Here is a 20,909-nt window from a genome sequence, read left to right as displayed (position 1 = left end):
AGTCCTCGCATGAATACATGCAAAGTCTTTTTCTCGATTAATTGTTCTTATTATAGCAAATAATTCTAGTTATACCAAACAAGGAAAGGTGATTTTAGGCAAATAAAAAAGCAAATCACCGAAATGATTTGCTTTTTCTTATTCAAAAAATAGAATTACGCTTTTTGAACGTTAGCTGCTTGAGGTCCGCGTTGGCCTTCTTCAACGTCGAAAGTTACTGCTTGACCTTCGTCTAAAGATTTGAATCCGTCGCCTTGGATAGCGCTGAAATGTACGAATACATCGTCACCGTTTTCGCGTTCGATAAAACCAAATCCTTTTTCTGCGTTAAACCATTTTACTGTACCTTGTTCCATGTTCATGTTCCTCCTCGTGTGTTATGCACACTAATTATTTACTATTCTTGCTTAACGGCACGAGATGGAAAGTTGTTCACAATCGTATCTTTCACCCACAAAAATAATCTTACATTAGTATAACACGGTATTTTAAGAAAAGCAAATCAATTTGAATTATATATGTGAAAAATTTTTGAAATTACTAGATAATTATGATTAATTTTCTCTAAGTGCGATTAAATCAGCAAGTTTAAGGAGAATTTCATCGTCGAAATCATGTCCTGAAAGCGCTGACTTTGCAATTGAAACATGCTCATTTAATGCCCGTTTAGCACCTTCGAGTGTGAGTAATCCGGGATAGGTACTTTTATTCAGAAAAGCGTCGACCCCTGTCTTTTTACCCATTTTTGTTTCATCGCCAATTACATCTAAAATATCGTCGCTAATTTGAAAACCAATGCCGATATTTTCTGCAAAAATTCGTAATCGTTTTGTTTGTTCTGGAGTTGCTTCAGCGATTTTTGCGGCTGAGGTTACTGCGAAAATTAATAGTTCACCAGTTTTGCGAGCGTGGATTGATGCTAGTTCTTCTAATGTGACTTGTTTATTTTCAGCTTCCATATCGGCTTGTTGCCCACCTACCATGCCTTCTGCTCCACTGCTATAACTAATTTGATTAATTAAAGCAATACGCGTTTCGAAAGATAGATTTTCATCTTCAGCTAAAATAGAAAAAGCGAGTGTTAACAAAGCATCTCCTGCTAAAATTGCTGTTGCATCACCGTATATTTTATGGTTCGTCCATTTCCCGCGTCGATAGTCATCATCATCCATTGCTGGTAAATCATCGTGAATTAAGCTGTACGTATGAATCATTTCAAGTGCCGTAGCTGTTTTTAAACCGCGCATTGGCTCAATATTTAAGGCTTGAAGCGTTGCAAAAACAAGCATTGGACGAATTCGTTTTCCGCCAGCTTGCACTGAATATAACATTGATTCTTTCAACTTAGGTTCGATATTGCGCATATTTATTTCTTTAAAAAGCGACTCATCAAGTACTTTTTTATAATGATCTAGAAAAAGCATCAAATCTTGCAAATTTATTCACCATCCGCTTCAAAAGGAATTTCTTCTCCTGCTTCTGTGACTACTTTAGCCATTCTTTGCTCGGCTGATTGCAATTTATCTTGGCATAATTTTGTTAATTCGATTCCTTTTTGATACATATCAAGAGAATCTTCAAGTGAGGCACTACCGTTTTCGAGCGCTTCTACGATTGTTTCTAGTTCTGCGATTGCTTCTTCAAAAGTTTTCTTTTTAGTTGCCACTTGTATCTTCCTCCTTTGCGGTAATATGTGCGTCTATGTGTCCACCTTGCATTTTTACTTGAATATTATCACCAATTTCCAATTCTTGGACGGTTTTAACTAACTCTCCTGCTTTATACGTTACACCAAATCCACGTTTCAATAAAGCGAGCGGGCTTAAATGTTCTAAAGCCTCGACTTGTCTAATAAAAGCTTGTTGTTTATCTTTAAGTTGTTGTTTCATTGCTTTATCTAACGCTTGCTTACGTAATATTATTTGCTCTTTTTGTAAGGCTATTTCTTTCTTAGGATGGTAATAGTGTAAACGATCATTTAGTCGGTTAAAAGTAGTTTGTTTTAGCAATACTTGCTTGGAAAAAGCATTTTTTAGTCGTTCAGCAAAATAATCTGTACGTTCCATTTGCTGTTCTAATTGATGTTTTGGCCCATTTAAGATTAAATGTTGTTTTAGTTGCTCAAGTGCTCTTTCTTTACGTTCTAACAACTGCCTTGTAACTGCTAATAAGCGATATTTACGTTCTGCAAGTCGTTCTTCTAAATCGCGATAATCTGGAACCGCTAGTTCAGCTGCTGCGGTTGGTGTCGCTGCTCGAACGTCTGCTGAAAAATCACTGAGCGCAAAGTCTGTTTCATGTCCTACCGCAGAGATTACAGGTACATCAGAATCATAAACTGCTCGAACAACTGGCTCTTCATTAAAAGCCCATAGTTCTTCGAGAGAGCCACCACCACGACCGATAATCATCACATCAATATCATTTCGCTGATTGATTCGACCAATGTTTTCTACTATTCGCTGAGCTGCCTTATCACCTTGAACAACTGTAGGATACACGATTACTTCCACCGAGGGCATTCTACGATGAATCGTTGTTAAAATATCCCTTACAGCAGCACCTGTTTTAGATGTAACTACTGCAACTTTGGACGGGAAAGAAGGAAGCACTTTTTTATGCGCTTCCGCAAAAAGTCCTTCCTTTTCTAATTGTGATTTCAGCTGTTCTAATTGAATATACAGTGCACCGACGCCATCTGGTTCCATATGTTCAGCATAAAACTGATAACGCCCAGCTTTTGTGAAAACGCCAATTCGCCCCGTGATAAGTACATTCATACCATCTTCTGGAACAAAACCAATCTTTTGAACTGCTTTTTGAAACATGACAGAACGAAGCATAGCAAATTCATCTTTCACCGTAAAATACAGATGTCCACTCGCTGGTTGTTTTAAATTAGAAATTTCTCCGCGCACGAATACTTGTTTCATATACGGATCAACTTCAAATTTCTTTTCAATATATTTGGTTATTGCGGCTACCGTTAAATATTTATCTTGTTCCATCATTTCACATCCAATTAATCAATTCATCTTCCAAATGCGTTTTGCAGCTTTTAATGTATTAGCAAGAAGCATGGTAATTGTCATTGGCCCAACGCCTCCTGGAACTGGAGTGATGAATCCTGCTTGCTCTTTGACATCATCAAAATCTACATCGCCACATAATTTATTGTTTTCATCGCGGTCCATACCAACATCAATAACAATTGCGCCTGGCTTAATGTATTCTTTTTTAACAAATTTAGCTAATCCTGTTGCAACAACTAGAATATCGGCTTCTTTTGCCACTTGAGGTAAATCTTTTGTACGGCTATGAGCTATTGTTACTGTAGCATTTTCATTTAATAATAATTGTGCTACTGGCTTACCTACAATATTACTTCTGCCAATAACGACTGCTCGTTTGCCTTCTATTTGAGTGCCGGTTGATTTAATTAACTCAATAATTCCTGCGGGTGTGCACGGAACGAAAGAATCTTTACCAATGAATAAGTTACCTACATTCACCGGGTGGAAACCGTCAACATCTTTGTCAAAACTAATAGCATCAATGACTTTTTCTTCTGAAATATGTTTTGGTAAAGGTAATTGTACCAATATACCATGAATTGTATTATCTTCATTTAACTCTTCTACTACTTTTAGTAATTTTTCTTCTGTTACTGTTTCAGGAAGTTCAATTAAAACAGATTTCATTCCTGCTTCTTCTGTTCGCTTTTGTTTATTTCTAACATATGTACGAGAGGCTTGGTTATCTCCTACGAGCACAACCGCAAGACCCGGTTTTTTACCTTGTTTTACTAATTCAGCTACTTCTGATGTTACTTTCTCTTGGATTTCTTTGGCTAACTTTTTGCCATCAATAATTTCTCCCATGAGTTTGGCCCCCTTAAAATACTTTCCACGCTATTATGCTTAAAAATCGCGAAATAAGGGAGTGCAAGGAAAACCTTGCACTCAATCAAGTTTATTTATCTTCAGGTGCAATATTAGCAAGTACGCCATTAATAAATTTACTTGATTTTTCATCACTGTAAATTTTCGCAATTTCTATGGACTCATTTAAACTAACTCGATTTGGTACGTCATCCAAGTACTTAATTTCGTAAACGCTTAGTCGTAGCAAAGAAAGATCTACTTTGTTCAAACGATCGATGCGCCAATTATCCAAGTTAGGCTCAATAATCGCATCGATTTCAGCTTTATTTGCCATAACTCCTTCAACTAATTGCTCCATATAATCGTCTTGTTCGTCTTCCATGATGTTTTTAATGGCTTGATCTAACGACATTTCGTTTAATTCGATTTGGAATAATGCTTGAAGTGCTTTCTCGCGCGCTTCTCTTCTTTTCATGTTAAGGCTGCTCCTTTTTTTCCTTGAATTTTAAAGCTCAAAATCATCGAAGGAAAGTGTTTCTGTTTTTTCAAATTGTACGCCAACGATATGCACGTTGATTTCAAGAACATTCAACCCTGTCATATTGAAAATAGTATCTCGGACAGCATCTTGAATATTTTGAGCAACAAGCGGGATAGTTGCACCGAATAGTACAGAACAATAAAGTTCGATTAGAATACCTTCTTCAGTTAGCTCTACCTTTACACCTTTACGGTAGTTAACGGCACCGCTGAATTTTTCGCGCATTTCTGTAGCAAAACCACCTTGCATATACGCAACGTTTTCGATTTCGCTCGCAGCAAGACCAGCAATTACACCGATAACCTCAGGCGCAATTTCAATTTTACCAAGTGGTGCATCATTTTGTTTTCTTAAATCTTTTGTGTAAGCCATTTTTAGCCCTCCTTAGAAAGATTCATTACATCATTTTGCTCCAAGAATTTTGTATTAAAGTCTCCTGACAGGAATACATCGTTATCTAACACACGTAAATGGAATGGTATTGTGGAAGGAATGCCATCAATAGCAAACTCCGAAAGTGCCCGTTTCATTTTTTGAACAACTTCTTCACGTGTTTCTGCATAACAGATTACTTTTGCAATCATTGAATCATAAAATGGCGGGATTTTGTAGTTTGGATATGCTGCTGAGTCAATTCGAACGCCTAAGCCACCTGGTGGAAGATAAAATTTAATTTCTCCTGGTGCTGGCATAAAGTTTTTCTCAGGATTTTCAGCATTAATCCGACATTCCATCGCCCAACCGGTTAATTTAACATCGGCTTGTTTGATTTTCAGTTCTTCACCTGAAGCCACTAAAAATTGTTGTTTTACTAAATCAATACCAGTAACAAGCTCTGTTACAGGATGTTCTACTTGGATACGAGTATTCATTTCCATAAAGTAAAAATTATTTTCGTGATGATCAAAAATAAATTCGATCGTTCCTGCACCCGAATAATTCACGGCTTTTGCAGCTTTGACAGCAGCTTTACCCATTTTTTGGCGTGTCTTTTCATCAATAGCTGGTGAAGGTGATTCTTCAATTAGCTTTTGTAAGCGACGTTGAATACTACAATCACGTTCTCCTAAATGAATAACATTACCATGATTATCGGCAAGCACTTGAATTTCTACGTGGCGGAAATCTTGAATGTATTTTTCTAAATAAACGCCAGGATCTCCGAAAGCTGCTTCGGCTTCTTGCTGTGTAGTTTGAATACCAGAAATTAATTTTTCTTCATTTTCTGCTACACGAATACCTTTACCTCCACCACCAGCAGTTGCTTTGATGATTACAGGATAACCGATTTTTTTAGCGATTTTTTTGCCATCTTCTACATCAGCGACAATTCCTTGTGAACCAGGTACGATTGGTACGCCAGCTTTTCGCATTGTTTCGCGAGCCACATCTTTTGTCCCCATTTGTGAAATTGCAGAGGCACTTGGCCCAATAAAAGTGATGTTACAGTCTTCGCACAACTCAGCGAAGTCAGCATTTTCAGCCAAGAATCCGTAACCAGGATGAATCGCATCACAGTTTGTTAAAACAGCAAGACTAATAATATTAGACATATTTAAATAACTATCTTTTGTTGCCGCGGGACCTACACAATAAGCTTCATCCGCTAGCTGAATATGTAGCGCTTCTTTATCTGCTTCCGAATAAATCGCCACTGTCTCCACTCCAAGTTCTTTTGCAGCGCGAATGATACGGACAGCGATTTCTCCACGGTTCGCTACCAGTACTTTTTTAATCATGTTTTTCGACCCCTTATTTTTTTCTAACTTTGAATAGTGGTTGTCCAAATTCGACTAATTCGCCACTTGAAACAAGAATTTCTGCAATTTCTCCGTCAATGTCAGCAGTGATTTCATTGAATAATTTCATTGCTTCTACAATACATACGACAGATTGTGCGGATACTTTAGAACCAACACTAACGAAATTCGCATCTTCTGGTGAAGCAGATGCATAAAAAGTACCAACCATAGGAGAGGTGATAACTTCTAAGCCTGCATCAGTCGTAGTTGTTTCTGCTTGAGGTGCCGCAGCTTGTTCAGTTGCTTGTGCTTGAACTGGCGCTGGTGTAACAGCAACAGGTACTTCTACTTGAGGCGCAGAAACCACTGTTTTATTCTTCTTAAGCAAAATCTTACTATCCTTTGTTTCTAACTCAAATTCATCTAGAGTTGACTCGTCAATCAGCTCAATTAGCTGTTTAATTTCATCTATTGATAACATTCCATTTACACTCCTTAATAATACTAAAAATAAAAAATTGCATGAATCACGCATTGTCCTTATTGTACCATACTTTTTATTCAAAAGGTGTACAGGAAGCGCTAGCAAATAGAAAAAACAGCTGAAGAATTAACTCCAGCTGTAATGAACTCTTCTTTCTTACGCCCGAGAAACATATGCCGCTTCGGTTGTATTAATTACTAGTTTGTCTCCTTCATTAACGAAAAATGGCACTTGGACAACAAGGCCAGTTTCAAGAGTGGCTGGTTTAGAACCACCTGAAGAAGTATCACCTTTAATTCCAGGATCAGTTGCAGTAACAACTAATTCTACTGTGTTAGGTAAATCAATACCGATTGTTTCGCCTTGATACATGATAATATTAATTTCCATATTTTCTTTTAAGAATTTAAGCTCATGAGCAATTTGGTCTTCTGGAAGCTCAATTTGTTCATAAGACTCATTATCCATGAATACATGATTTGTACCATCAGCGTATAAGTAAGCCATTTTACGATTATCAATTTGCGCTTTTGCAACTTTTTCGCCACCACGGAATGTTTTTTCTTGGATTGCACCTGTACGAAGATTACGTAATTTGGAACGAACAAATGCTGCTCCTTTTCCGGGTTTTACATGTTGGAAATCTAGCACACGCCAAATACCATTATCTACTTCTATTGTTAACCCTGTTTTAAAGTCATTTACTGAAATCATGTTTTTCCTCCTGTAATTTGCAAAGTATCTTTATTTGGAGCATATTAAAACTGCTCATTCTTCCTTATTTAACCATAAAACACACAAAGTTACAAAGGAATTTTATAAAATAATTAATTCTTTTGGTGAATGAATTAAAATCTCATTACCAGTTTCTGTAATTAAAAGATCATCTTCAATTCTAACCCCGCCAATTCCTGGCAAATAAATTCCTGGTTCATCTGTAACAACGTGACCAACTTCTAATTTTTGAGGGCTTTTGAATGATAAATTAGGTCCTTCGTGAATTTCTAATCCAATCCCGTGACCTAATGAATGTCCAAATGCATCGCCATAACCAAAGGAAGCAATATAATCACGTGCAATGGCATCTGCTTCAATTCCAGTCATACCTGGTTTTAAGCTATCAATTACTTTTAATTGCGCATCTAAAGTAATTTGATAAATTTCTTTTAATTTTTCAGCAGGTTCACCGACAGCAATTGTTCTTGTCATATCAGAGCAGTAACCGTCATAGTAACAACCGTAATCCATCGTTACAAAGTCGCCAACCTCAATTTTTTTATCAGAAGCAACACCATGCGGAAGTGCAGAGCGAACACCCGAAGCAACAATTGTATCAAACGAAGATGATGTAGCTCCAGCACGTCTCATAAAGAATTCTAGTTCATTGGATACTTCAATTTCTGCCATTCCTGGTTTAATGAACTTAATAATATGCGCAAATGCAGCGTCTGCAATGTCACAAGCCGTCCGAATAGCTTTCAATTCGCTCGCTGTTTTTACTTTACGCATTTCTTCAAAAAATCCAGTAAGAGGAATTAATTGACGATTAAACAAGCGTTCCATTTGTTTAAATTCTGATACCGTTACATAATCCGCTTCGAAATGCAGTGTTTTTGTATCATTTTTAATTAGTAAATCTTCTACTGTATCAAAAATCGGTCCTTCATGTTTAACAATCTCGTATCCCTCAGCTTGTTTAGCCGCTTGTTCTGTATATCTAAAATCTGTTACAAAATATGCTTTTTCAGGTAAAATGAGTGCTACACCGCTAGTTCCAGTGAAACCTGAGACATACCTTCTATTAAATTCACTTGTAACAAGAACTGCTTCTATCTTTTCCTTGCCAAGTGTTTCTTGAATTTTAGTTAATTTAGACATTTTTATTCCCCCACTTTTATTAAATTTTAAGTCTGCAAAAATCGCATTATTAAACGCGTTCGAAACTATTTTATCACAATTTAGAAAAAATAACTTTTTTTAGGCGTTTTGCGCTATACGAAAAACAGTTTTTAGCGTAAAATAACATATTAGTAAACATGAATAGGCTGGTGAAAAGTTTGAGCAAACAAAACGTGCCATCATATGGTGGACAGGCTGTTGTAGAAGGCGTCATGTTTGGCGGCAGAAAACAAACAGTTACAGCTGTTAGACGTATAGATGGTTCATTAGAATATTTTTATTTAGAAAAACATAGCCCAGTTTGGGTCATGCGTATGAAGAAAATTCCTTTTTTAAGAGGTATTGTTGCTTTAATTGAATCTAGTGCTATCGGTTCCAAACACCTCGCTTTTGCGACAGACCGATATGATGAGGATCCAAATAACCCTGTTGAAGAAGAAAAAATCGAGAAGAAAGAATCGAAAATTGCGATGTGGTTAGGTGTTGCGGTAATCGGTATCTTATCTTTCGTTTTTGCTAAATTTGTGATGACGTTAATTCCGGTCTTTTTAGCAGAGTTATTTCGCCCTATCGTTCCAGGCGACACAGCACAAGTGTTTTTAGAGAGTTTTTTCAAATTGATTCTGCTATTAACTTATATTTTTGCAGTTTCTCAGACTCCAATTATTAAACGAGTTTTTCAATATCATGGATCTGAACATAAAGTAATTAACTGTTACGAAGAAAATTTACCTTTAACAGTGGAAAATGTTCAAAAGCAGTCACGACTTCATTACCGCTGTGGTAGTAGTTTTATTTTATTTACAGTTATTGTAGGTATGTTTATTTATTTGCTAGTTCCAACTGACCCACTTTGGCTTCGGGTTGTCGACCGGATTTTACTTATTCCAGTTGTACTAGGTGTAGCATTTGAAGTTTTACAATTAACTAATAAATGCCGAAATATCCCAGTGCTTAAATATTTAGGTGTTCCTGGACTGTGGCTCCAACTTCTTACAACTAAAGAGCCGTCCGATGATCAAGTAGAAGTTGCCATTGCGTCATTCAACGAACTTTTACGTGTTGAAAAAGAAGGCGCTCCAGTTGATGCGGCTGAACCTGAGAATCTGGAACTTTTAGAATAGGAGTTGATTCATAGTGAAGAAATATCCTCTTATTGTTATTGTTTTACTCGCGCTGGTTGGTATCGGACTTTTAATGGGTGGTTTTAAATCATTTTTCATATTACTAATTTCGGTTTTAATTGGAACACTTATTTTCACCCTACTTCTAAGACTTTTTACTAATAGAAAAACAGATACAAACTATCAAAAAGCAGTGAAACAATCAAAGAATTTACATGACCCAAAGAAAAAAACGAAGAAAAAACGAAAATCTTCTTTTAAAGTGATTGATGGTGGCAAAAAATAAGTTATAATAGAAAAGGATGCTTTAAAAAAAGCAGTTTTCAGGATGAAAGGGGTTTACACAATTGATTAGTTGGATTATAGCAATTATCATTCTGGTTATTCTTTTAGGATACGAAATTTACCAGTTTGTAATGCGACGTAAAGCACTAAAAGTTTTAACAGAAGAAGAGTTTAAAAAAGGTTATCGTAAAGCACAGTTAATTGATGTTCGCGAGCCAAATGAATTCGATGCTGGACATATTCTCGGAGCTAGAAATATCCCAGTTACACAAATGAAAAATCGGACAACAGAGATTCGTCAAGATTTACCAGTTTACTTATACTGCCAAACAGCACAACGCAGTAACCGCGCAGCTATTATGCTGTATAAACGTGGTTATAAAGATGTTTATCAGCTTAAAGGCGGCTATCGTAAATGGACAGGTAAAACAAAATCTAAATAAGAAAAAGCCTTGCCGTGAGATCCATGGCAAGGCTTCTTTTTTATACTTCTTTTTGATAACGTAACACTGGTTTTCTGGCAGCTCTTGTTTCGTCCAGTCGTTTCACATATGTGCTATGCGGCGCTTCTTGAACGATTTCAGGATTTTCTTCCGCTTCTTTAGCAATTTTCAGCATTGTATCAATAAAGGAATCCAGTGTTTCCTTCGATTCTGTTTCAGTCGGTTCAATCATAATTGCTTCACCAACAATTAATGGGAAGTAGACAGTTGGTGGGTGGAAATTATGATCTAGTAAGCGTTTTGCAATATCAACTGTACGGACGCCAAGTTTCTTCTGTCTATTACCACTTAAAACAAATTCATGTTTGCAAACTTGGTCAAATGGTAAATCATAAGCGTCTTGTAATTTGCGCATCATATAATTGGCATTTAAAACAGCGTACTCTGTCACTAATTTCAAACCATCAGGCCCCATAGTGCGAATATAAGTATAAGCACGCACATTAATGCCAAAGTTACCATAATACGGCTTCACTCGCCCAATTGAATCAGGATAATTATAATCAAATGTATAAGCATCGTCCTTTTTCGTAAGGACTGGCGTTGGTAAGAATGGAATTAACTCTTTTTTAACACCAATTGGCCCCGAACCAGGTCCACCGCCGCCGTGAGGACCAGTGAATGTTTTATGCAAGTTTAAATGTACTACGTCAAAGCCCATATCTCCTGGTCTAACTTTTGCCATGATTGCATTTAAGTTGGCACCATCGTAGTATAATTTTCCTCCAGCTGCATGGACAATTTCTGCCATTTCAACAATATCTTTTTCAAAAAGACCTAATGTATTTGGATTTGTAAGCATTAGTGCAGCTGTATCCTCACCTACTACTTTTTTCAAATCAGCAACATCGACAAGTCCTTTTTCATTGGATTTAACTGTAACGACATCAAAGCCAGCAACTGCCGCAGAAGCCGGATTAGTACCGTGCGCAGAGTCCGGAATGATTACTTTCGTACGTTTTGTATCACCATTTTTTTCATGGAAAGCACGAATTAACATTAAGCCAGTCCACTCACCGTGCGCCCCAGCAGCTGGTTGTAACGTTACTTCATCCATTCCAGTAATTTCAACTAAACTTGTTTGTAAATCATAAAGCAGCTCTAACGCACCTTGGACAGAACTTTCTGGTTGGTTAGGATGAATATTGGCGAAACCGGGGAATCTAGCTACTTTTTCATTAATTTTCGGATTATATTTCATCGTACAAGACCCAAGCGGATAAAAACCAGAGTCTACACCAAAATTATGGTTGGACAAATTGGTATAATGACGCATAATTTCCAGTTCACTGAGTTCAGGTAAATCTGCTGGTGTGGAACGAAGATATGCTTCATCAAAATAGTCACCTGCATTTGTTTCGGGAACATCACTTTCCGGCAAACTAAAACCAATTCTTCCTGGAATAGAGCGTTCAAAGACTAATGGCATTGTTTCTTCTAAATTCATTTTACACCCTCCAAGCTTGCCACAAAGGCATCAATTTCTTCTTTTGTACGCATCTCTGTGACAGCTACAAGCATATGTTGTTCGTATTTAGCATCATAGAAACCGAGGTCATAACCGCCAATAATTCCTTCATCTAGAAGCGATTCATTTACTTCTTTAATTGGTTTAGAAAGCTTAACTACAAATTCATTGAAAAAACCATCAGAAAATAATACTTCAAAGCCATTTTCGCGGAATTTTTGTTTAGCATAATGAGATTTATCAAGATTTTGTTTCGCCATCTCTACTAGCCCAGTTTTTCCAAGTGTCGCCATAGCAACTGAAGAAGCTAATGCATTTAATGCTTGGTTTGAACAAATATTGGAAGTAGCTTTATCGCGGCGAATATGTTGTTCGCGTGCTTGCAATGTTAGGACGTAACCACGTTTCCCATTTTCATCTACCGTTTCCCCGACTAAACGTCCAGGAACTTTACGCATTAATTTATTTGTTACCGCAAAGAAACCACAGTGCGGTCCACCAAATGATTCTGGAATACCAAACACTTGGGAGTCACCAACAACAATATCCGCACCAAATTCTCCTGGTGGCGTCAGTAAGCCAAGAGATAGCGGGTTACTTGAAACAAGAAGTAAAGAATTATTTTCATGAACCAATTTTTCTAATTCTGCTAAAGGTTCTACTTGGCCATAAAAGTTCGGATATTGTACAACAAACCCTGCAATATCATCGGAAAGAGCTTTTTTTAGAACATCTATATCCGTTTTACCATCCACTTCAGGAATAACTTCAACTTCAATATGTTGACCTGTAGCGTAGGTTTTTAGGACATTAATGCTTTCTGGATGAACCGCCCCTGAAATAAGGATTTTTTTGCGTTTAGTATGTCCGCTTGCTAACATCGCTGCTTCGGCAAGAGCTGTTCCACCATCATACATGGAGGAATTCGCTAAATCCATTCCAGTTAATTCTGCAATCATCGTTTGGAATTCAAAAATCGCCTGTAGCTCCCCTTGCGAAATCTCTGGCTGATAAGGCGTATAAGCTGTATAGAATTCTGAACGAGAAATAACGTGATCTACCACAGTTGGAATATAGTGACTATATACACCAGCTCCTAAAAAGGATGCATATTCTGAAGTATTGGCATTTTTAGAGGCAAGTTTAGATAATTCTCGTAACAACGCCGGTTCTGATTTTGCCGGTTTTAAATCATAATCCCGCTTAAATCTAATTTTTTCTGGAATATCTTGAAATAAGTCATCAATCGACTTAACCCCTATCACTTCAAGCATTTCCTTCTCATCTTGTTCCGTCATTGGTAAATAACGATGTTTTGCCATATTATTTCCTCCTTTTTACTTTGCGCGTTTATAAAATGGTGTTTGTACTACTTTTGCTTTTACTTTCTTATTTCGAATTCCGACTTCTAGTTCTTGGTCTAATTCAGTATAAGCAGTATCTATTAACGCTAAACCGATATTGGTGCCAAGAGTTGGAGATTGGGTGCCAGAAGTGATAACTCCAATTTCTTTATCATTTAGAAATACTGGATAGTCGTGACGCGGTATGCCTCGCTCAATCAATTCAATCCCAACTAATTTTCTCGTTAGTCCCGCTTCTTTTTGCTTGATAAGTGCTTGTTTTCCGATAAAATCTGCTTCTTTTTTTAATTTCACTGCAAAATTAAGACCGGCTTCAAGTGGAGTAATATCTTTACTCAATTCTTGACCGTAAAGTGCAAGAACTGCTTCTAGACGTAGCGTATCACGAGCTCCAAGACCGATTGGCGCTACACCTTCAGCCAAGATTGCCTCGAATACTTTTCCAGCATCCGCACTTTGCATGTATATTTCAAAACCATCTTCTCCAGTGTATCCACTTCTCGATATAATTGTTTTCACTCCAGCAACATCAGCATCTTCTATAAAACCAAAGAAGCTTATAGAGCTTAAGTCCGCATCTGTTAATTTAGAAAGGATTTTTTCTGCATTTGGTCCCTGTAAAGCTAACTGTCCAAACTCTGAAGAGGCATTTTTAACTGTAACATCCCCAACAATATTTTGAACCATCCACTCATAATCTTTTTCTGTATTTGCCGCATTGACGACAAGTATGTATTCGGTTTCTGATTTCTTATAAACAACTAAATCATCTACTGTTCCGCCCGTTTCATAGCACATAATATTATATTGTGCTTTCCCTATTTTTATTTTCTCTATGTCGTTAGATAACAAATACTGTAAATAAGAAGTACTGTCAGGACCTTCCACCAAAATTTCGCCCATATGGGACACGTCAAATAACCCTGCATCAGTTCGCACGGCCTCATGTTCTGCTTTTATTCCAGCAAATTGTACTGGTAAATCCCATCCGCCAAAATCAATGGTTTTCGCACCATATTTTGCATATAGTGGATGAATCGGTGTTTTAAGTAATTCCGTCATTATTATATCCTCCTTTTTCACATAACAAAAAGGCTTATATAGTTCATAAGCCCTGTCGTGACATAAAAATGACTCCAGAGTTGCGTCCCGTAAACATCCTTTTGCCTGAGAGTTTCACATAACTTATGCTTTCCCCGTCGGCGCTGCTTTTCACAGTCTCTCTGTTTACATTCACCCGCTAATTCTATTATGTATCTGCCTTTTCTATAGCTTATCACGAGTTGTATTGTTCGGCAAATAATTAGTTTTATTCCTAAAAAATTCTTATTTTAATAGCTTCGTTCGGAATGTAAGGGCTTTATCTTCATTTCATCTATCTATTATACGCTTGTTACATTATGCACAAAGATTGTGAAAATATAATAAATGTGAAAAAAGTTTTTTCTATGGGCTGAGATACACTAAAAAGATTTTTTAATAAAGCATTTTCTATCATCTGACTCTTTTTAACTAAGAAAATCGCTTTTTAGTTTTTGTGAAAAATCGTATAACAAAGGATTTTAGACACAGTTGTAGAATATGACTTGTAAGGAGGTTGTTATGCCACAAAAACTAATGAATCATATTACATCTCAAGCACTTCGGGTTAATGCAAGCGATATTCATATCCACCCTTTAAGGAACCGTTATTTGCTTCGTCTCCGGGTCAATGGAACACTAATGCCACTTCTCTATCTCTCCTTCGATGTTGGAGAAAAGCTAATATCATTTCTCAAATTTCAAGCTGCTCTAGATATAAGCGAAAAACGAAAGCCTCAATCTGGTAGCTACGAGAAAGAAACTAAATCTGAAAAAATAGCTTTAAGACTTTCTACCATGCCTAATAAAGACTTTCACGAAAGTATGGTAATTCGTATTTTTCGCTATAAATACCCAATCCCTTTTTTAAAGTCTTGTCTATTTCCTAAGGTAGCTAAACAAATTTTACAACTATGTAATAACCAAACAGGATTGTTTCTTTTTTCAGGGAGCACCGGTAGCGGAAAATCAAGTTCCATGTATAGTTTAGTTTCCTCTATAGAAAATAAAACTGAACTTCAAGTAATTACAATTGAAGATCCTGTTGAGCACTATTCTCCTGGTTTTCTCCAAGTGGAAATTAATGAAAAAGCTAATATCACTTATGCCCCCGTTGTTCGTTCTGTTCTTCGCCATGACCCTGATATTCTTATAGTTGGAGAAATTCGCGACTTTGAAACAGCAAAAATTGTAGTACGTGCTGCTCTAACAGGTCATTTGGTATTTAGCACTGTTCATGCTGGTGATACTTATGGAGTTTTATTAAGATTGCTTGAATTTGGCGTTAGCAAAGAAGAATTAGCTCAATGTTTACTTGGTATTAGTTTTCAACAATTATCCCATTTATATTGTGTCTATTGTGGTTCAAAGTGCCATCCACTTTGTAGCCATTTACAGCGAAAAAGAACAGCTATTTATGAAGTAATCACTAAAAAAGATATACAAACTTATTTTAATTCAAGTTATCAACAAAACAAACCTAAATATACATTAGATGCAATTTATCAGAAAGGGGTTGCTTATGGCTTTTTTTCACCGGATTAATTGGAAAGACGATGGCGAATTTTTAATAAGAATTGCTAGTTTACTTGATAAAGGCTTTTCGTTGGAGTCAGCTATTAGTTATTTAAGCATCACCACTCCTAAACATAGCGAGCGATATAGGCAAATTATCGCTTCCCTTGCAGTTGGCAACTCTTTTTCTTATGCCCTTAGACAAAGCGAGTTTCCAGAGTTTATTTGTTCTCAACTTCATTACGCCTCTAATCATGGTTTTTTTATTCAAACAATCCAAGAAACAGGCATTCATATGAAAAGAAAAGCTGAAGAAAAAAACGCCTTAATGAAAACATTTCAATATCCACTAGTTTTATTTTCAACAGTTATTGTAGTATTTTTCTTGCTTCGAATATTTCTTTTACCAAAATTCGAACTTTTATTTTCGCAACTTGCAAGTAATGGTTCACTTGGCACTAATTTCACTTATTTTTTGCTTGAAAAAATGCCGATTATATTAGGTGCTATTTTGCTCACTCTCTTTCTATTTGTTGGTTTTATTATTAGAAAGCAAAATAAAAAATCAGCTTATGAACGCGCTTATTTTTATTGTCGTGTCCCTTATATAAAACAGTTCGTCAAAATCCATTATTCGCAATATTTTTCACGAGAAATAGGTTACCTATTAAAAAGCGGCCTTTCTATTTCTCATGTTATGCAATTGTTTGCGCGAGATGACTCCCCGGCTTTTTTTCGTTCGATAGCCAAGCATATTATTCCTTCACTTGAAGCCGGTTTATCTTTAACAAACGCATTAGAAAAAATGCCTATTTTTGAAAAAGAACTATATTACATTGCTATACATGGAGAAAAAAATGGTAATTTAGCAGAAGAATTTTTATTCTATTACAATTTATGCCATCAAAAAGTTTTACAAAAAACAGAAAAACTATTTTCATTTATCCAACCAATTGTTTTTATAATTATCGGAGTTTTAATCATATCGATTTATTTATCAATTTTATATCCAATGTTTTCCATGGTAAATCAAATTTAGAGGAGGAGTTCTAATGTATAAATTCAAAATAGACTGGAAAGATGATCGAGGCTTTACCTTAGTAGAAATGCTCATCGTTCTTTTAGTTGTCAGCGTATTATTACTTCTAACCATTCCAAATATCGTTACACAAAGTAAATCTATTAATAACAAAGGTTGCGAGGCTTTTATTTCGATGGTTCAAGGACAAGTTCAATCATACCAGCTAGACAAAAATTCGATACCGTCAATAAATGACTTAGTTAGTGGTGGTTATTTAAAATCCACTCAAAAATCTTGTCCTAATGGAAAAAGCATTAAAATAGACAGTTCAGGAAATGTTTCTGAGAATAAATGAAAAAGAACGCCTTCACTTTACTAGAAATGTTACTCGTCATATCCATTAGTCTCACTATGATTACCCTAACTATTTATCCAATTGCAAACACTATCACTGCACTTACAGAGAAACAACTATTAGAGGAAGTAAAAGCCGCTATTTACCTTGCCCAAATAAATGCTATAACATCAAAACAAGATACTACCATTTCTTTTATTCCTAATGAAAATCAATTCATTGCGACTTATAACAATCAACCACTTATCACTATTCCATTTGGAACTACTTTAAGTTTACAACAAACAAAAACTGAGAATTATCGTTTTTCTAGTCTAGACGGAACTATCAATCGTTTTTCTACGATTCATCTTTCAGGAACAAATAAAAATTATAAGCTTATATTCCAAATTGGGAAAGGACGTTTTCGTGTTGAATAAGGTTAATGGATTCTCATTAGTAGAAAGTATAGTTTCTTTACTGCTTTTCTCTATTGTATGTAGTTTTTTGTTGCCTATTTCCATGACTATTTTTCAAAAGCTAGATCAGCAGAAAGAAATTAGTCAACTATATCAACAAATTTTCGAACACAGCGAGCTATTGCGTTATAGAAGTGTTCCGATTATTTTCAGTGATGAGCAAATAAAAAGCTTTTATTATCAAGGAGGTATCCAAGTTTGTGCAAAAAATAAAATTGAAAAATGTACATTATAGAAAGAGCACATCAGCCTTCACTTTGCTTGAAACAATTCTATCGATCACCATCGTTTTAAGTATCAGCTCTCTTATTCCATTATTTTTCGAATGTTATCATAAAACTATCCAGCTTAGTAATTTAGATCAAACAAGTGAATGGCAATTATTTTTGGTACAAACTCGGTTAGAATTAGAAAAAGCAACAAATATACAAGTACATCCAGAAAAACTCTCTTTCAAAGTAAATGATAATCTCGTTACTTATTCAAAATACAATAACATTCTACGACGGCAAGTAAACGGTAAAGGACATGAGCCTTTATTACACAAAGTAACTAATTGGCAAATCACCAATGAGGAAAACCAGCTTATTTTAAAAGTTACTTTTTCCAATAATAAGTTCTATACTTCCAAATTCCCTCTGACGAAAGCGAATGAATTCTAATGAAAAATAATGGATTTACGCTCCCGTTTATACTTTTTATAGCGTTGATTACAATATTAATTGTGACAGGTAGCGCTTCAATTTTTAAGACTCAAATTCAATATGAAAAACAACTTCAAAACTATTATTTAGCATCTGCAGAGTTGAATTTAGCACTGTTAGTAGCAAAAGATGATTCGATGTTAGCCAACCAACTTAACATAGAATACGGTAGCTCAATAATAAAATGTCAATCAACTGACGATACTTTATCTAGCTTTAACTGCAACATCACCCTAGAAAATGGTTATACGCTAACAAAAACAACGAACCCATAAGCAAGAGTTCGTTGTTTAAAAAGATTTAGTTGGTGTATTGATTAAATTATACATTTTGCCAGTTTTCGTATCTATAACTTTATCAAATAAATAACCATAGAGAACTAAGTCTCCTGTTTCATACGATAAAATAGGTTGATTATCCATTAATTCTAGTACTGTCGTTTCTTTTTTGTTTGTCGGATCAACTTTTACTAATTTATATTCATGTGGTCCACTGCTTATTTTTTGACTCTTATAAGGTACAAAAGTTAAAAAAGTATTTTTATCAAAATTTATATCAAAATACGGGATAAATGTTCCTAACTCATCATACTCTCGTGCTGAATCATAAGAGAAAAAATTTTGAAAACCTATTGTTCTAAAAACATACAATAATTTTTCATTCGAAGATTTCTCAATCGTAAGCAAAACATTATCATGTACAGCAAATTGCATTATATTAGCAACAATTAAACTTTTAGTGGCATTATCTCTAATATCTTGTAAATATAAGTTTCCTAATTCATCATCTGGTTTATCTTTATTATTTGAAATAACCAAATTATCACCATACCAAGAAATAAACGGAGATACTAAATCTACATTATCAACTTGATTAGTTGTATAATCCCAGTTCTCAATATGAAAATTCCACTGAGGACTATAAGTCACAAACATTATTTTTTCAGGCGATTCATCGTTCCAATAGAAAGTTGTCGTTAGTGGTTTAGTTTCTCTGGACGACACTATCGAACCATCATTTAAGGCAATGATTCGCATGGTTGCTTTTTTGTCTGACTCAGCAGAATAAAGCAAAATATTTCGATAATCTGGACTAATTTGGACTTCTGAAATAGATTCATTTGTATTAAAGATAGCACGCTTTTTTTCATTATAAATATCTAATTCTTCAAAGTAGGTTGTCCCATGTTTTTTGGTTTGTAACAAAACAGTATCTTTTGACAACCAGCCAACAACACGTTGGAATTCTTTTGTTTTAATTTGAACACCCTGAACTTCTTTTGCAGTCTTTTTTGGCGTTTCTTTTTCCTCTGAGCAACCAAAAGAGATAAAAACCAAGCCCATTAACAAGGTAATTAGCAAAAAAGCTTTTGATTTTTTCATCTCTGGCCTCCAATCTCTCTATGCTAGAATTTTACCCTTTTCATAGTAAGCTAAAACAATGAGTGATAGAAAGATCATCTTAAGTAAGATAAGCTACAATAATGGAGTGTTATTGTAGCTTATAAAAATTATTAATCTTCAACTGGTAATGCCAACCAAGCAGCACCTATTATCCCAGCGTCATTCCCTTTTGTCGCAATGGATAATTTAGTGGATTCTTTAACTGCTGGAAATACCATTGTCTCAAAATAATTTCTGACAGGTGTTAAAAGTTGATCTCCTGCTGCTGAAACTCCCCCGCCGATAATGATTTTTTCAGGATTTAACATGTTGCCGATGTGACTAAGTGCTAGAGCCAAATAGAAAGAGATTTTATCAATCGTTTCATTTGCTAATTTATCATTTTCTGCACCTAATTCAAAAATTAATTTAGAAGTAATAGTTTCTTGTTTATTGATGGCTTCTTTAAGTGCTGATTCACCAGTAAATTCTTTTGCTAGATCTTTTGCTACGCGCACAATACCAGTTGCGGAAGCTACAGTTTCTAAACAACCTTTTTTACCGCAAGTACAATCATAGCCATTTTCTGGAACAACTGTTACGTGACCGATTTCACCTGCTGCGCCACGAATTCCGTGCAGAATTTTACCTTCTGCAAAGATTCCGCCGCCGACGCCAGTTCCAAGTGTTACAAATACAACATTCGCACCACCTTCACCAGCACCTTTCCAGCGTTCACCTAGTGCAGCAACATTCGCATCATTATCTAATTCTATTTTTAAGCCAGTAATTTTTTCTAAGTCTTCGCTAACATTTTGTTCTTCGGCCCAGCCAAGGTTATATGCACCTTTAACTGTTCCTGTTTCGTAATTTACTGTTCCTGGAGTTCCCATTCCAATACCGTAAAAAATGTCATTATCCAGCTGTAAGTCAGTTAATTTTTGATTAATAGAGTCACCGATGTCTTTTACAATATGAGCACCTTTATCCTCAATATTTGTATCGATAGTCCATTTTTCTTCAATGTCGCCTTCTTTTGTTAAAATAGCTAATTTTGCAGTTGTCCCGCCTAAATCTACACCAATTAATTTTTTGTTCAT

Annotated in this window: 26 protein-coding genes and 1 riboswitch; of the genes, 10 read left to right on the top strand and 16 right to left on the bottom strand. The window is 35.7% G+C overall.

Annotated elements, in window-relative coordinates; translation table 11 throughout:
• Nucleotides 1–155: 155 nt before the first annotated feature.
• From PQQ29_RS07020 to PQQ29_RS06970, 11 genes are all read right to left on the bottom strand, one after another.
• Nucleotides 156–356, bottom strand: a complete 201-nt coding sequence (locus tag PQQ29_RS07020; protein ID WP_003719639.1) for a cold-shock protein — start codon at nucleotides 354–356, stop codon at nucleotides 156–158.
• 198 nt (nucleotides 357–554) lie between these two features.
• Nucleotides 555–1,436 (bottom strand): polyprenyl synthetase family protein, encoded by an 882-nt coding sequence (locus tag PQQ29_RS07015; RefSeq protein ID WP_010991515.1) that lies wholly within the window; start codon nucleotides 1,434–1,436, stop codon nucleotides 555–557.
• A 2-nt stretch (nucleotides 1,437–1,438) separates the two neighbouring features.
• Nucleotides 1,439–1,666, bottom strand: a complete 228-nt coding sequence (locus PQQ29_RS07010; protein ID WP_003762111.1) for an exodeoxyribonuclease VII small subunit — start codon at nucleotides 1,664–1,666, stop codon at nucleotides 1,439–1,441.
• Nucleotides 1,656–3,008, bottom strand: a complete 1,353-nt coding sequence (xseA, locus tag PQQ29_RS07005; RefSeq protein WP_010991514.1) for an exodeoxyribonuclease VII large subunit — start codon at nucleotides 3,006–3,008, stop codon at nucleotides 1,656–1,658. The genes PQQ29_RS07010 and xseA overlap by 11 nt, the downstream gene beginning before the upstream one ends.
• 18 nt (nucleotides 3,009–3,026) lie before the next feature.
• The gene (gene folD, locus PQQ29_RS07000; protein ID WP_003771725.1) at nucleotides 3,027–3,881 is read right to left on the bottom strand and encodes a bifunctional methylenetetrahydrofolate dehydrogenase/methenyltetrahydrofolate cyclohydrolase FolD; all 855 of its coding nucleotides are present in this window, start codon (nucleotides 3,879–3,881) and stop codon (nucleotides 3,027–3,029) included.
• Nucleotides 3,882–3,972: 91 nt separating this feature from the next.
• Complete coding sequence (gene nusB, locus PQQ29_RS06995; RefSeq protein WP_003762105.1) at nucleotides 3,973–4,359, bottom strand: transcription antitermination factor NusB; 387 nt, start codon at nucleotides 4,357–4,359, stop codon at nucleotides 3,973–3,975.
• A 30-nt stretch (nucleotides 4,360–4,389) separates the two neighbouring features.
• A complete protein-coding gene (locus PQQ29_RS06990; RefSeq protein ID WP_003722485.1) occupies nucleotides 4,390–4,797 on the bottom strand; it encodes an Asp23/Gls24 family envelope stress response protein in 408 nt (135 codons plus the stop codon).
• A gap of 2 nt (nucleotides 4,798–4,799) precedes the next feature.
• On the bottom strand, nucleotides 4,800–6,164 hold the full coding sequence (gene accC, locus PQQ29_RS06985; RefSeq protein WP_003762104.1) for an acetyl-CoA carboxylase biotin carboxylase subunit: 1,365 nt from the start codon (nucleotides 6,162–6,164) through the stop codon (nucleotides 4,800–4,802).
• 13 nt (nucleotides 6,165–6,177) lie between these two features.
• On the bottom strand, nucleotides 6,178–6,648 hold the full coding sequence (gene accB, locus PQQ29_RS06980; RefSeq protein ID WP_010991513.1) for an acetyl-CoA carboxylase biotin carboxyl carrier protein: 471 nt from the start codon (nucleotides 6,646–6,648) through the stop codon (nucleotides 6,178–6,180).
• Between the two features lie 159 nt (nucleotides 6,649–6,807).
• Nucleotides 6,808–7,365: an elongation factor P gene (gene efp, locus PQQ29_RS06975; RefSeq protein WP_003722482.1), complete on the bottom strand. Its 558-nt coding sequence runs from the start codon at nucleotides 7,363–7,365 to the stop codon at nucleotides 6,808–6,810.
• Nucleotides 7,366–7,467: 102 nt separating this feature from the next.
• Nucleotides 7,468–8,529 carry a M24 family metallopeptidase gene (locus PQQ29_RS06970; RefSeq protein WP_010991512.1) on the bottom strand — a complete coding sequence of 354 codons (1,062 nt, stop codon included), beginning with the start codon at nucleotides 8,527–8,529 and terminating at the stop codon, nucleotides 7,468–7,470.
• Nucleotides 8,530–8,708: 179 nt separating this feature from the next.
• Here PQQ29_RS06970 and PQQ29_RS06965 point away from each other — a divergent pair, with 179 nt between their 5' ends.
• From PQQ29_RS06965 to PQQ29_RS06955, 3 genes are all read left to right on the top strand, one after another.
• Nucleotides 8,709–9,674 carry a DUF1385 domain-containing protein gene (locus PQQ29_RS06965; RefSeq protein WP_003766778.1) on the top strand — a complete coding sequence of 322 codons (966 nt, stop codon included), beginning with the start codon at nucleotides 8,709–8,711 and terminating at the stop codon, nucleotides 9,672–9,674.
• Between the two features lie 13 nt (nucleotides 9,675–9,687).
• Nucleotides 9,688–9,960: a hypothetical protein gene (locus PQQ29_RS06960; protein ID WP_003771719.1), complete on the top strand. Its 273-nt coding sequence runs from the start codon at nucleotides 9,688–9,690 to the stop codon at nucleotides 9,958–9,960.
• A 61-nt stretch (nucleotides 9,961–10,021) separates the two neighbouring features.
• Nucleotides 10,022–10,402 (top strand): rhodanese-like domain-containing protein, encoded by a 381-nt coding sequence (locus tag PQQ29_RS06955; RefSeq protein WP_003762099.1) that lies wholly within the window; start codon nucleotides 10,022–10,024, stop codon nucleotides 10,400–10,402.
• A gap of 40 nt (nucleotides 10,403–10,442) precedes the next feature.
• Here the strand turns inward: PQQ29_RS06955 and gcvPB are convergent, their stop codons facing one another.
• Genes gcvPB through gcvT form a run of 3 tightly spaced genes read right to left on the bottom strand, consistent with a single transcriptional unit; the run spans nucleotide 10,443 to nucleotide 14,356 of the window.
• A complete protein-coding gene (gcvPB, locus tag PQQ29_RS06950) occupies nucleotides 10,443–11,909 on the bottom strand; it encodes an aminomethyl-transferring glycine dehydrogenase subunit GcvPB (protein ID WP_010991511.1) in 1,467 nt (488 codons plus the stop codon).
• Nucleotides 11,906–13,252 (bottom strand): aminomethyl-transferring glycine dehydrogenase subunit GcvPA, encoded by a 1,347-nt coding sequence (gene gcvPA / locus PQQ29_RS06945; RefSeq protein WP_003766769.1) that lies wholly within the window; start codon nucleotides 13,250–13,252, stop codon nucleotides 11,906–11,908. The genes gcvPB and gcvPA overlap by 4 nt, the downstream gene beginning before the upstream one ends.
• Nucleotides 13,253–13,267: 15 nt before the next feature.
• Nucleotides 13,268–14,356: a glycine cleavage system aminomethyltransferase GcvT gene (gene gcvT / locus PQQ29_RS06940; RefSeq protein WP_010991510.1), complete on the bottom strand. Its 1,089-nt coding sequence runs from the start codon at nucleotides 14,354–14,356 to the stop codon at nucleotides 13,268–13,270.
• Nucleotides 14,357–14,439: 83 nt separating this feature from the next.
• Nucleotides 14,440–14,531, bottom strand: a riboswitch (glycine riboswitch).
• A 365-nt stretch (nucleotides 14,532–14,896) separates the two neighbouring features.
• Here gcvT and comGA point away from each other — a divergent pair.
• The 7 genes from comGA to PQQ29_RS06905 are packed head-to-tail and all read left to right on the top strand — an operon-like array spanning nucleotide 14,897 to nucleotide 18,702.
• Nucleotides 14,897–15,919 (top strand): competence type IV pilus ATPase ComGA, encoded by a 1,023-nt coding sequence (comGA, locus tag PQQ29_RS06935; protein WP_010991509.1) that lies wholly within the window; start codon nucleotides 14,897–14,899, stop codon nucleotides 15,917–15,919.
• The gene (gene comGB / locus PQQ29_RS06930) at nucleotides 15,897–16,928 is read left to right on the top strand and encodes a competence type IV pilus assembly protein ComGB (protein WP_010991508.1); all 1,032 of its coding nucleotides are present in this window, start codon (nucleotides 15,897–15,899) and stop codon (nucleotides 16,926–16,928) included. The genes comGA and comGB overlap by 23 nt, the downstream gene beginning before the upstream one ends.
• Nucleotides 16,929–16,941: 13 nt before the next feature.
• Nucleotides 16,942–17,265, top strand: a complete 324-nt coding sequence (gene comGC, locus PQQ29_RS06925; protein WP_010991507.1) for a competence type IV pilus major pilin ComGC — start codon at nucleotides 16,942–16,944, stop codon at nucleotides 17,263–17,265.
• The gene (comGD, locus tag PQQ29_RS06920; RefSeq protein ID WP_010991506.1) at nucleotides 17,262–17,684 is read left to right on the top strand and encodes a competence type IV pilus minor pilin ComGD; all 423 of its coding nucleotides are present in this window, start codon (nucleotides 17,262–17,264) and stop codon (nucleotides 17,682–17,684) included. The genes comGC and comGD overlap by 4 nt, the downstream gene beginning before the upstream one ends.
• Nucleotides 17,677–17,958, top strand: coding sequence for a competence type IV pilus minor pilin ComGE (comGE, locus tag PQQ29_RS06915; protein WP_187984109.1), 282 nt, complete (start codon nucleotides 17,677–17,679; stop codon nucleotides 17,956–17,958). Before comGD ends, comGE begins: the two co-directional genes overlap by 8 nt.
• On the top strand, nucleotides 17,924–18,385 hold the full coding sequence (gene comGF, locus PQQ29_RS06910; protein ID WP_187984108.1) for a competence type IV pilus minor pilin ComGF: 462 nt from the start codon (nucleotides 17,924–17,926) through the stop codon (nucleotides 18,383–18,385). Before comGE ends, comGF begins: the two co-directional genes overlap by 35 nt.
• Nucleotides 18,385–18,702 carry a hypothetical protein gene (locus PQQ29_RS06905; protein ID WP_010991503.1) on the top strand — a complete coding sequence of 106 codons (318 nt, stop codon included), beginning with the start codon at nucleotides 18,385–18,387 and terminating at the stop codon, nucleotides 18,700–18,702. Before comGF ends, PQQ29_RS06905 begins: the two co-directional genes overlap by 1 nt.
• A gap of 15 nt (nucleotides 18,703–18,717) precedes the next feature.
• On the opposite strand, the gene PQQ29_RS06900 is transcribed toward PQQ29_RS06905, so the two are convergent.
• Entirely contained in the window at nucleotides 18,718–19,809 is a 1,092-nt protein-coding gene (locus PQQ29_RS06900) for a YqgU-like beta propeller domain-containing protein (protein ID WP_041918384.1), read from the bottom strand.
• Between the two features lie 131 nt (nucleotides 19,810–19,940).
• On the bottom strand, nucleotides 19,941–20,909 hold the full coding sequence (locus PQQ29_RS06895) for an ROK family glucokinase (RefSeq protein ID WP_003762078.1): 969 nt from the start codon (nucleotides 20,907–20,909) through the stop codon (nucleotides 19,941–19,943).

The organism is Listeria innocua, assembly GCF_028596125.1.
Lineage (GTDB): Bacteria > Bacillota > Bacilli > Lactobacillales > Listeriaceae > Listeria > Listeria innocua.
This window is presented reverse-complemented; position numbering and strand designations above follow the sequence as displayed.

Excerpts from the sequence above, each read along its gene's own strand:
- PQQ29_RS07020 (WP_003719639.1), bottom strand. The coding sequence starts at position 356 with ATGGAACAAGGTACAGTAAAATGGTTTAACGCAGAAAAAGGATTTGGT.
- xseA (WP_010991514.1), bottom strand. The coding sequence starts at position 3,008 with ATGGAACAAGATAAATATTTAACGGTAGCCGCAATAACCAAATATATT.
- folD (WP_003771725.1), bottom strand. The coding sequence starts at position 3,881 with ATGGGAGAAATTATTGATGGCAAAAAGTTAGCCAAAGAAATCCAAGAG.
- nusB (WP_003762105.1), bottom strand. The coding sequence starts at position 4,359 with ATGAAAAGAAGAGAAGCGCGCGAGAAAGCACTTCAAGCATTATTCCAA.
- PQQ29_RS06990 (WP_003722485.1), bottom strand. The coding sequence starts at position 4,797 with ATGGCTTACACAAAAGATTTAAGAAAACAAAATGATGCACCACTTGGT.
- accC (WP_003762104.1), bottom strand. The coding sequence starts at position 6,164 with ATGATTAAAAAAGTACTGGTAGCGAACCGTGGAGAAATCGCTGTCCGT.
- accB (WP_010991513.1), bottom strand. The coding sequence starts at position 6,648 with ATGTTATCAATAGATGAAATTAAACAGCTAATTGAGCTGATTGACGAG.
- efp (WP_003722482.1), bottom strand. The coding sequence starts at position 7,365 with ATGATTTCAGTAAATGACTTTAAAACAGGGTTAACAATAGAAGTAGAT.
- PQQ29_RS06970 (WP_010991512.1), bottom strand. The coding sequence starts at position 8,529 with ATGTCTAAATTAACTAAAATTCAAGAAACACTTGGCAAGGAAAAGATA.
- gcvPB (WP_010991511.1), bottom strand. The coding sequence starts at position 11,909 with ATGAATTTAGAAGAAACAATGCCATTAGTCTTTGAACGCTCTATTCCA.
- gcvPA (WP_003766769.1), bottom strand. The coding sequence starts at position 13,252 with ATGGCAAAACATCGTTATTTACCAATGACGGAACAAGATGAGAAGGAA.
- gcvT (WP_010991510.1), bottom strand. The coding sequence starts at position 14,356 with ATGACGGAATTACTTAAAACACCGATTCATCCACTATATGCAAAATAT.
- comGA (WP_010991509.1), top strand. The coding sequence starts at position 14,897 with ATGCCACAAAAACTAATGAATCATATTACATCTCAAGCACTTCGGGTT.
- comGB (WP_010991508.1), top strand. The coding sequence starts at position 15,897 with ATGGCTTTTTTTCACCGGATTAATTGGAAAGACGATGGCGAATTTTTA.
- comGC (WP_010991507.1), top strand. The coding sequence starts at position 16,942 with ATGTATAAATTCAAAATAGACTGGAAAGATGATCGAGGCTTTACCTTA.
- comGD (WP_010991506.1), top strand. The coding sequence starts at position 17,262 with ATGAAAAAGAACGCCTTCACTTTACTAGAAATGTTACTCGTCATATCC.
- PQQ29_RS06905 (WP_010991503.1), top strand. The coding sequence starts at position 18,385 with ATGAAAAATAATGGATTTACGCTCCCGTTTATACTTTTTATAGCGTTG.
- PQQ29_RS06900 (WP_041918384.1), bottom strand. The coding sequence starts at position 19,809 with ATGAAAAAATCAAAAGCTTTTTTGCTAATTACCTTGTTAATGGGCTTG.
- PQQ29_RS06895 (WP_003762078.1), bottom strand. The coding sequence starts at position 20,909 with ATGAACAAAAAATTAATTGGTGTAGATTTAGGCGGGACAACTGCAAAA.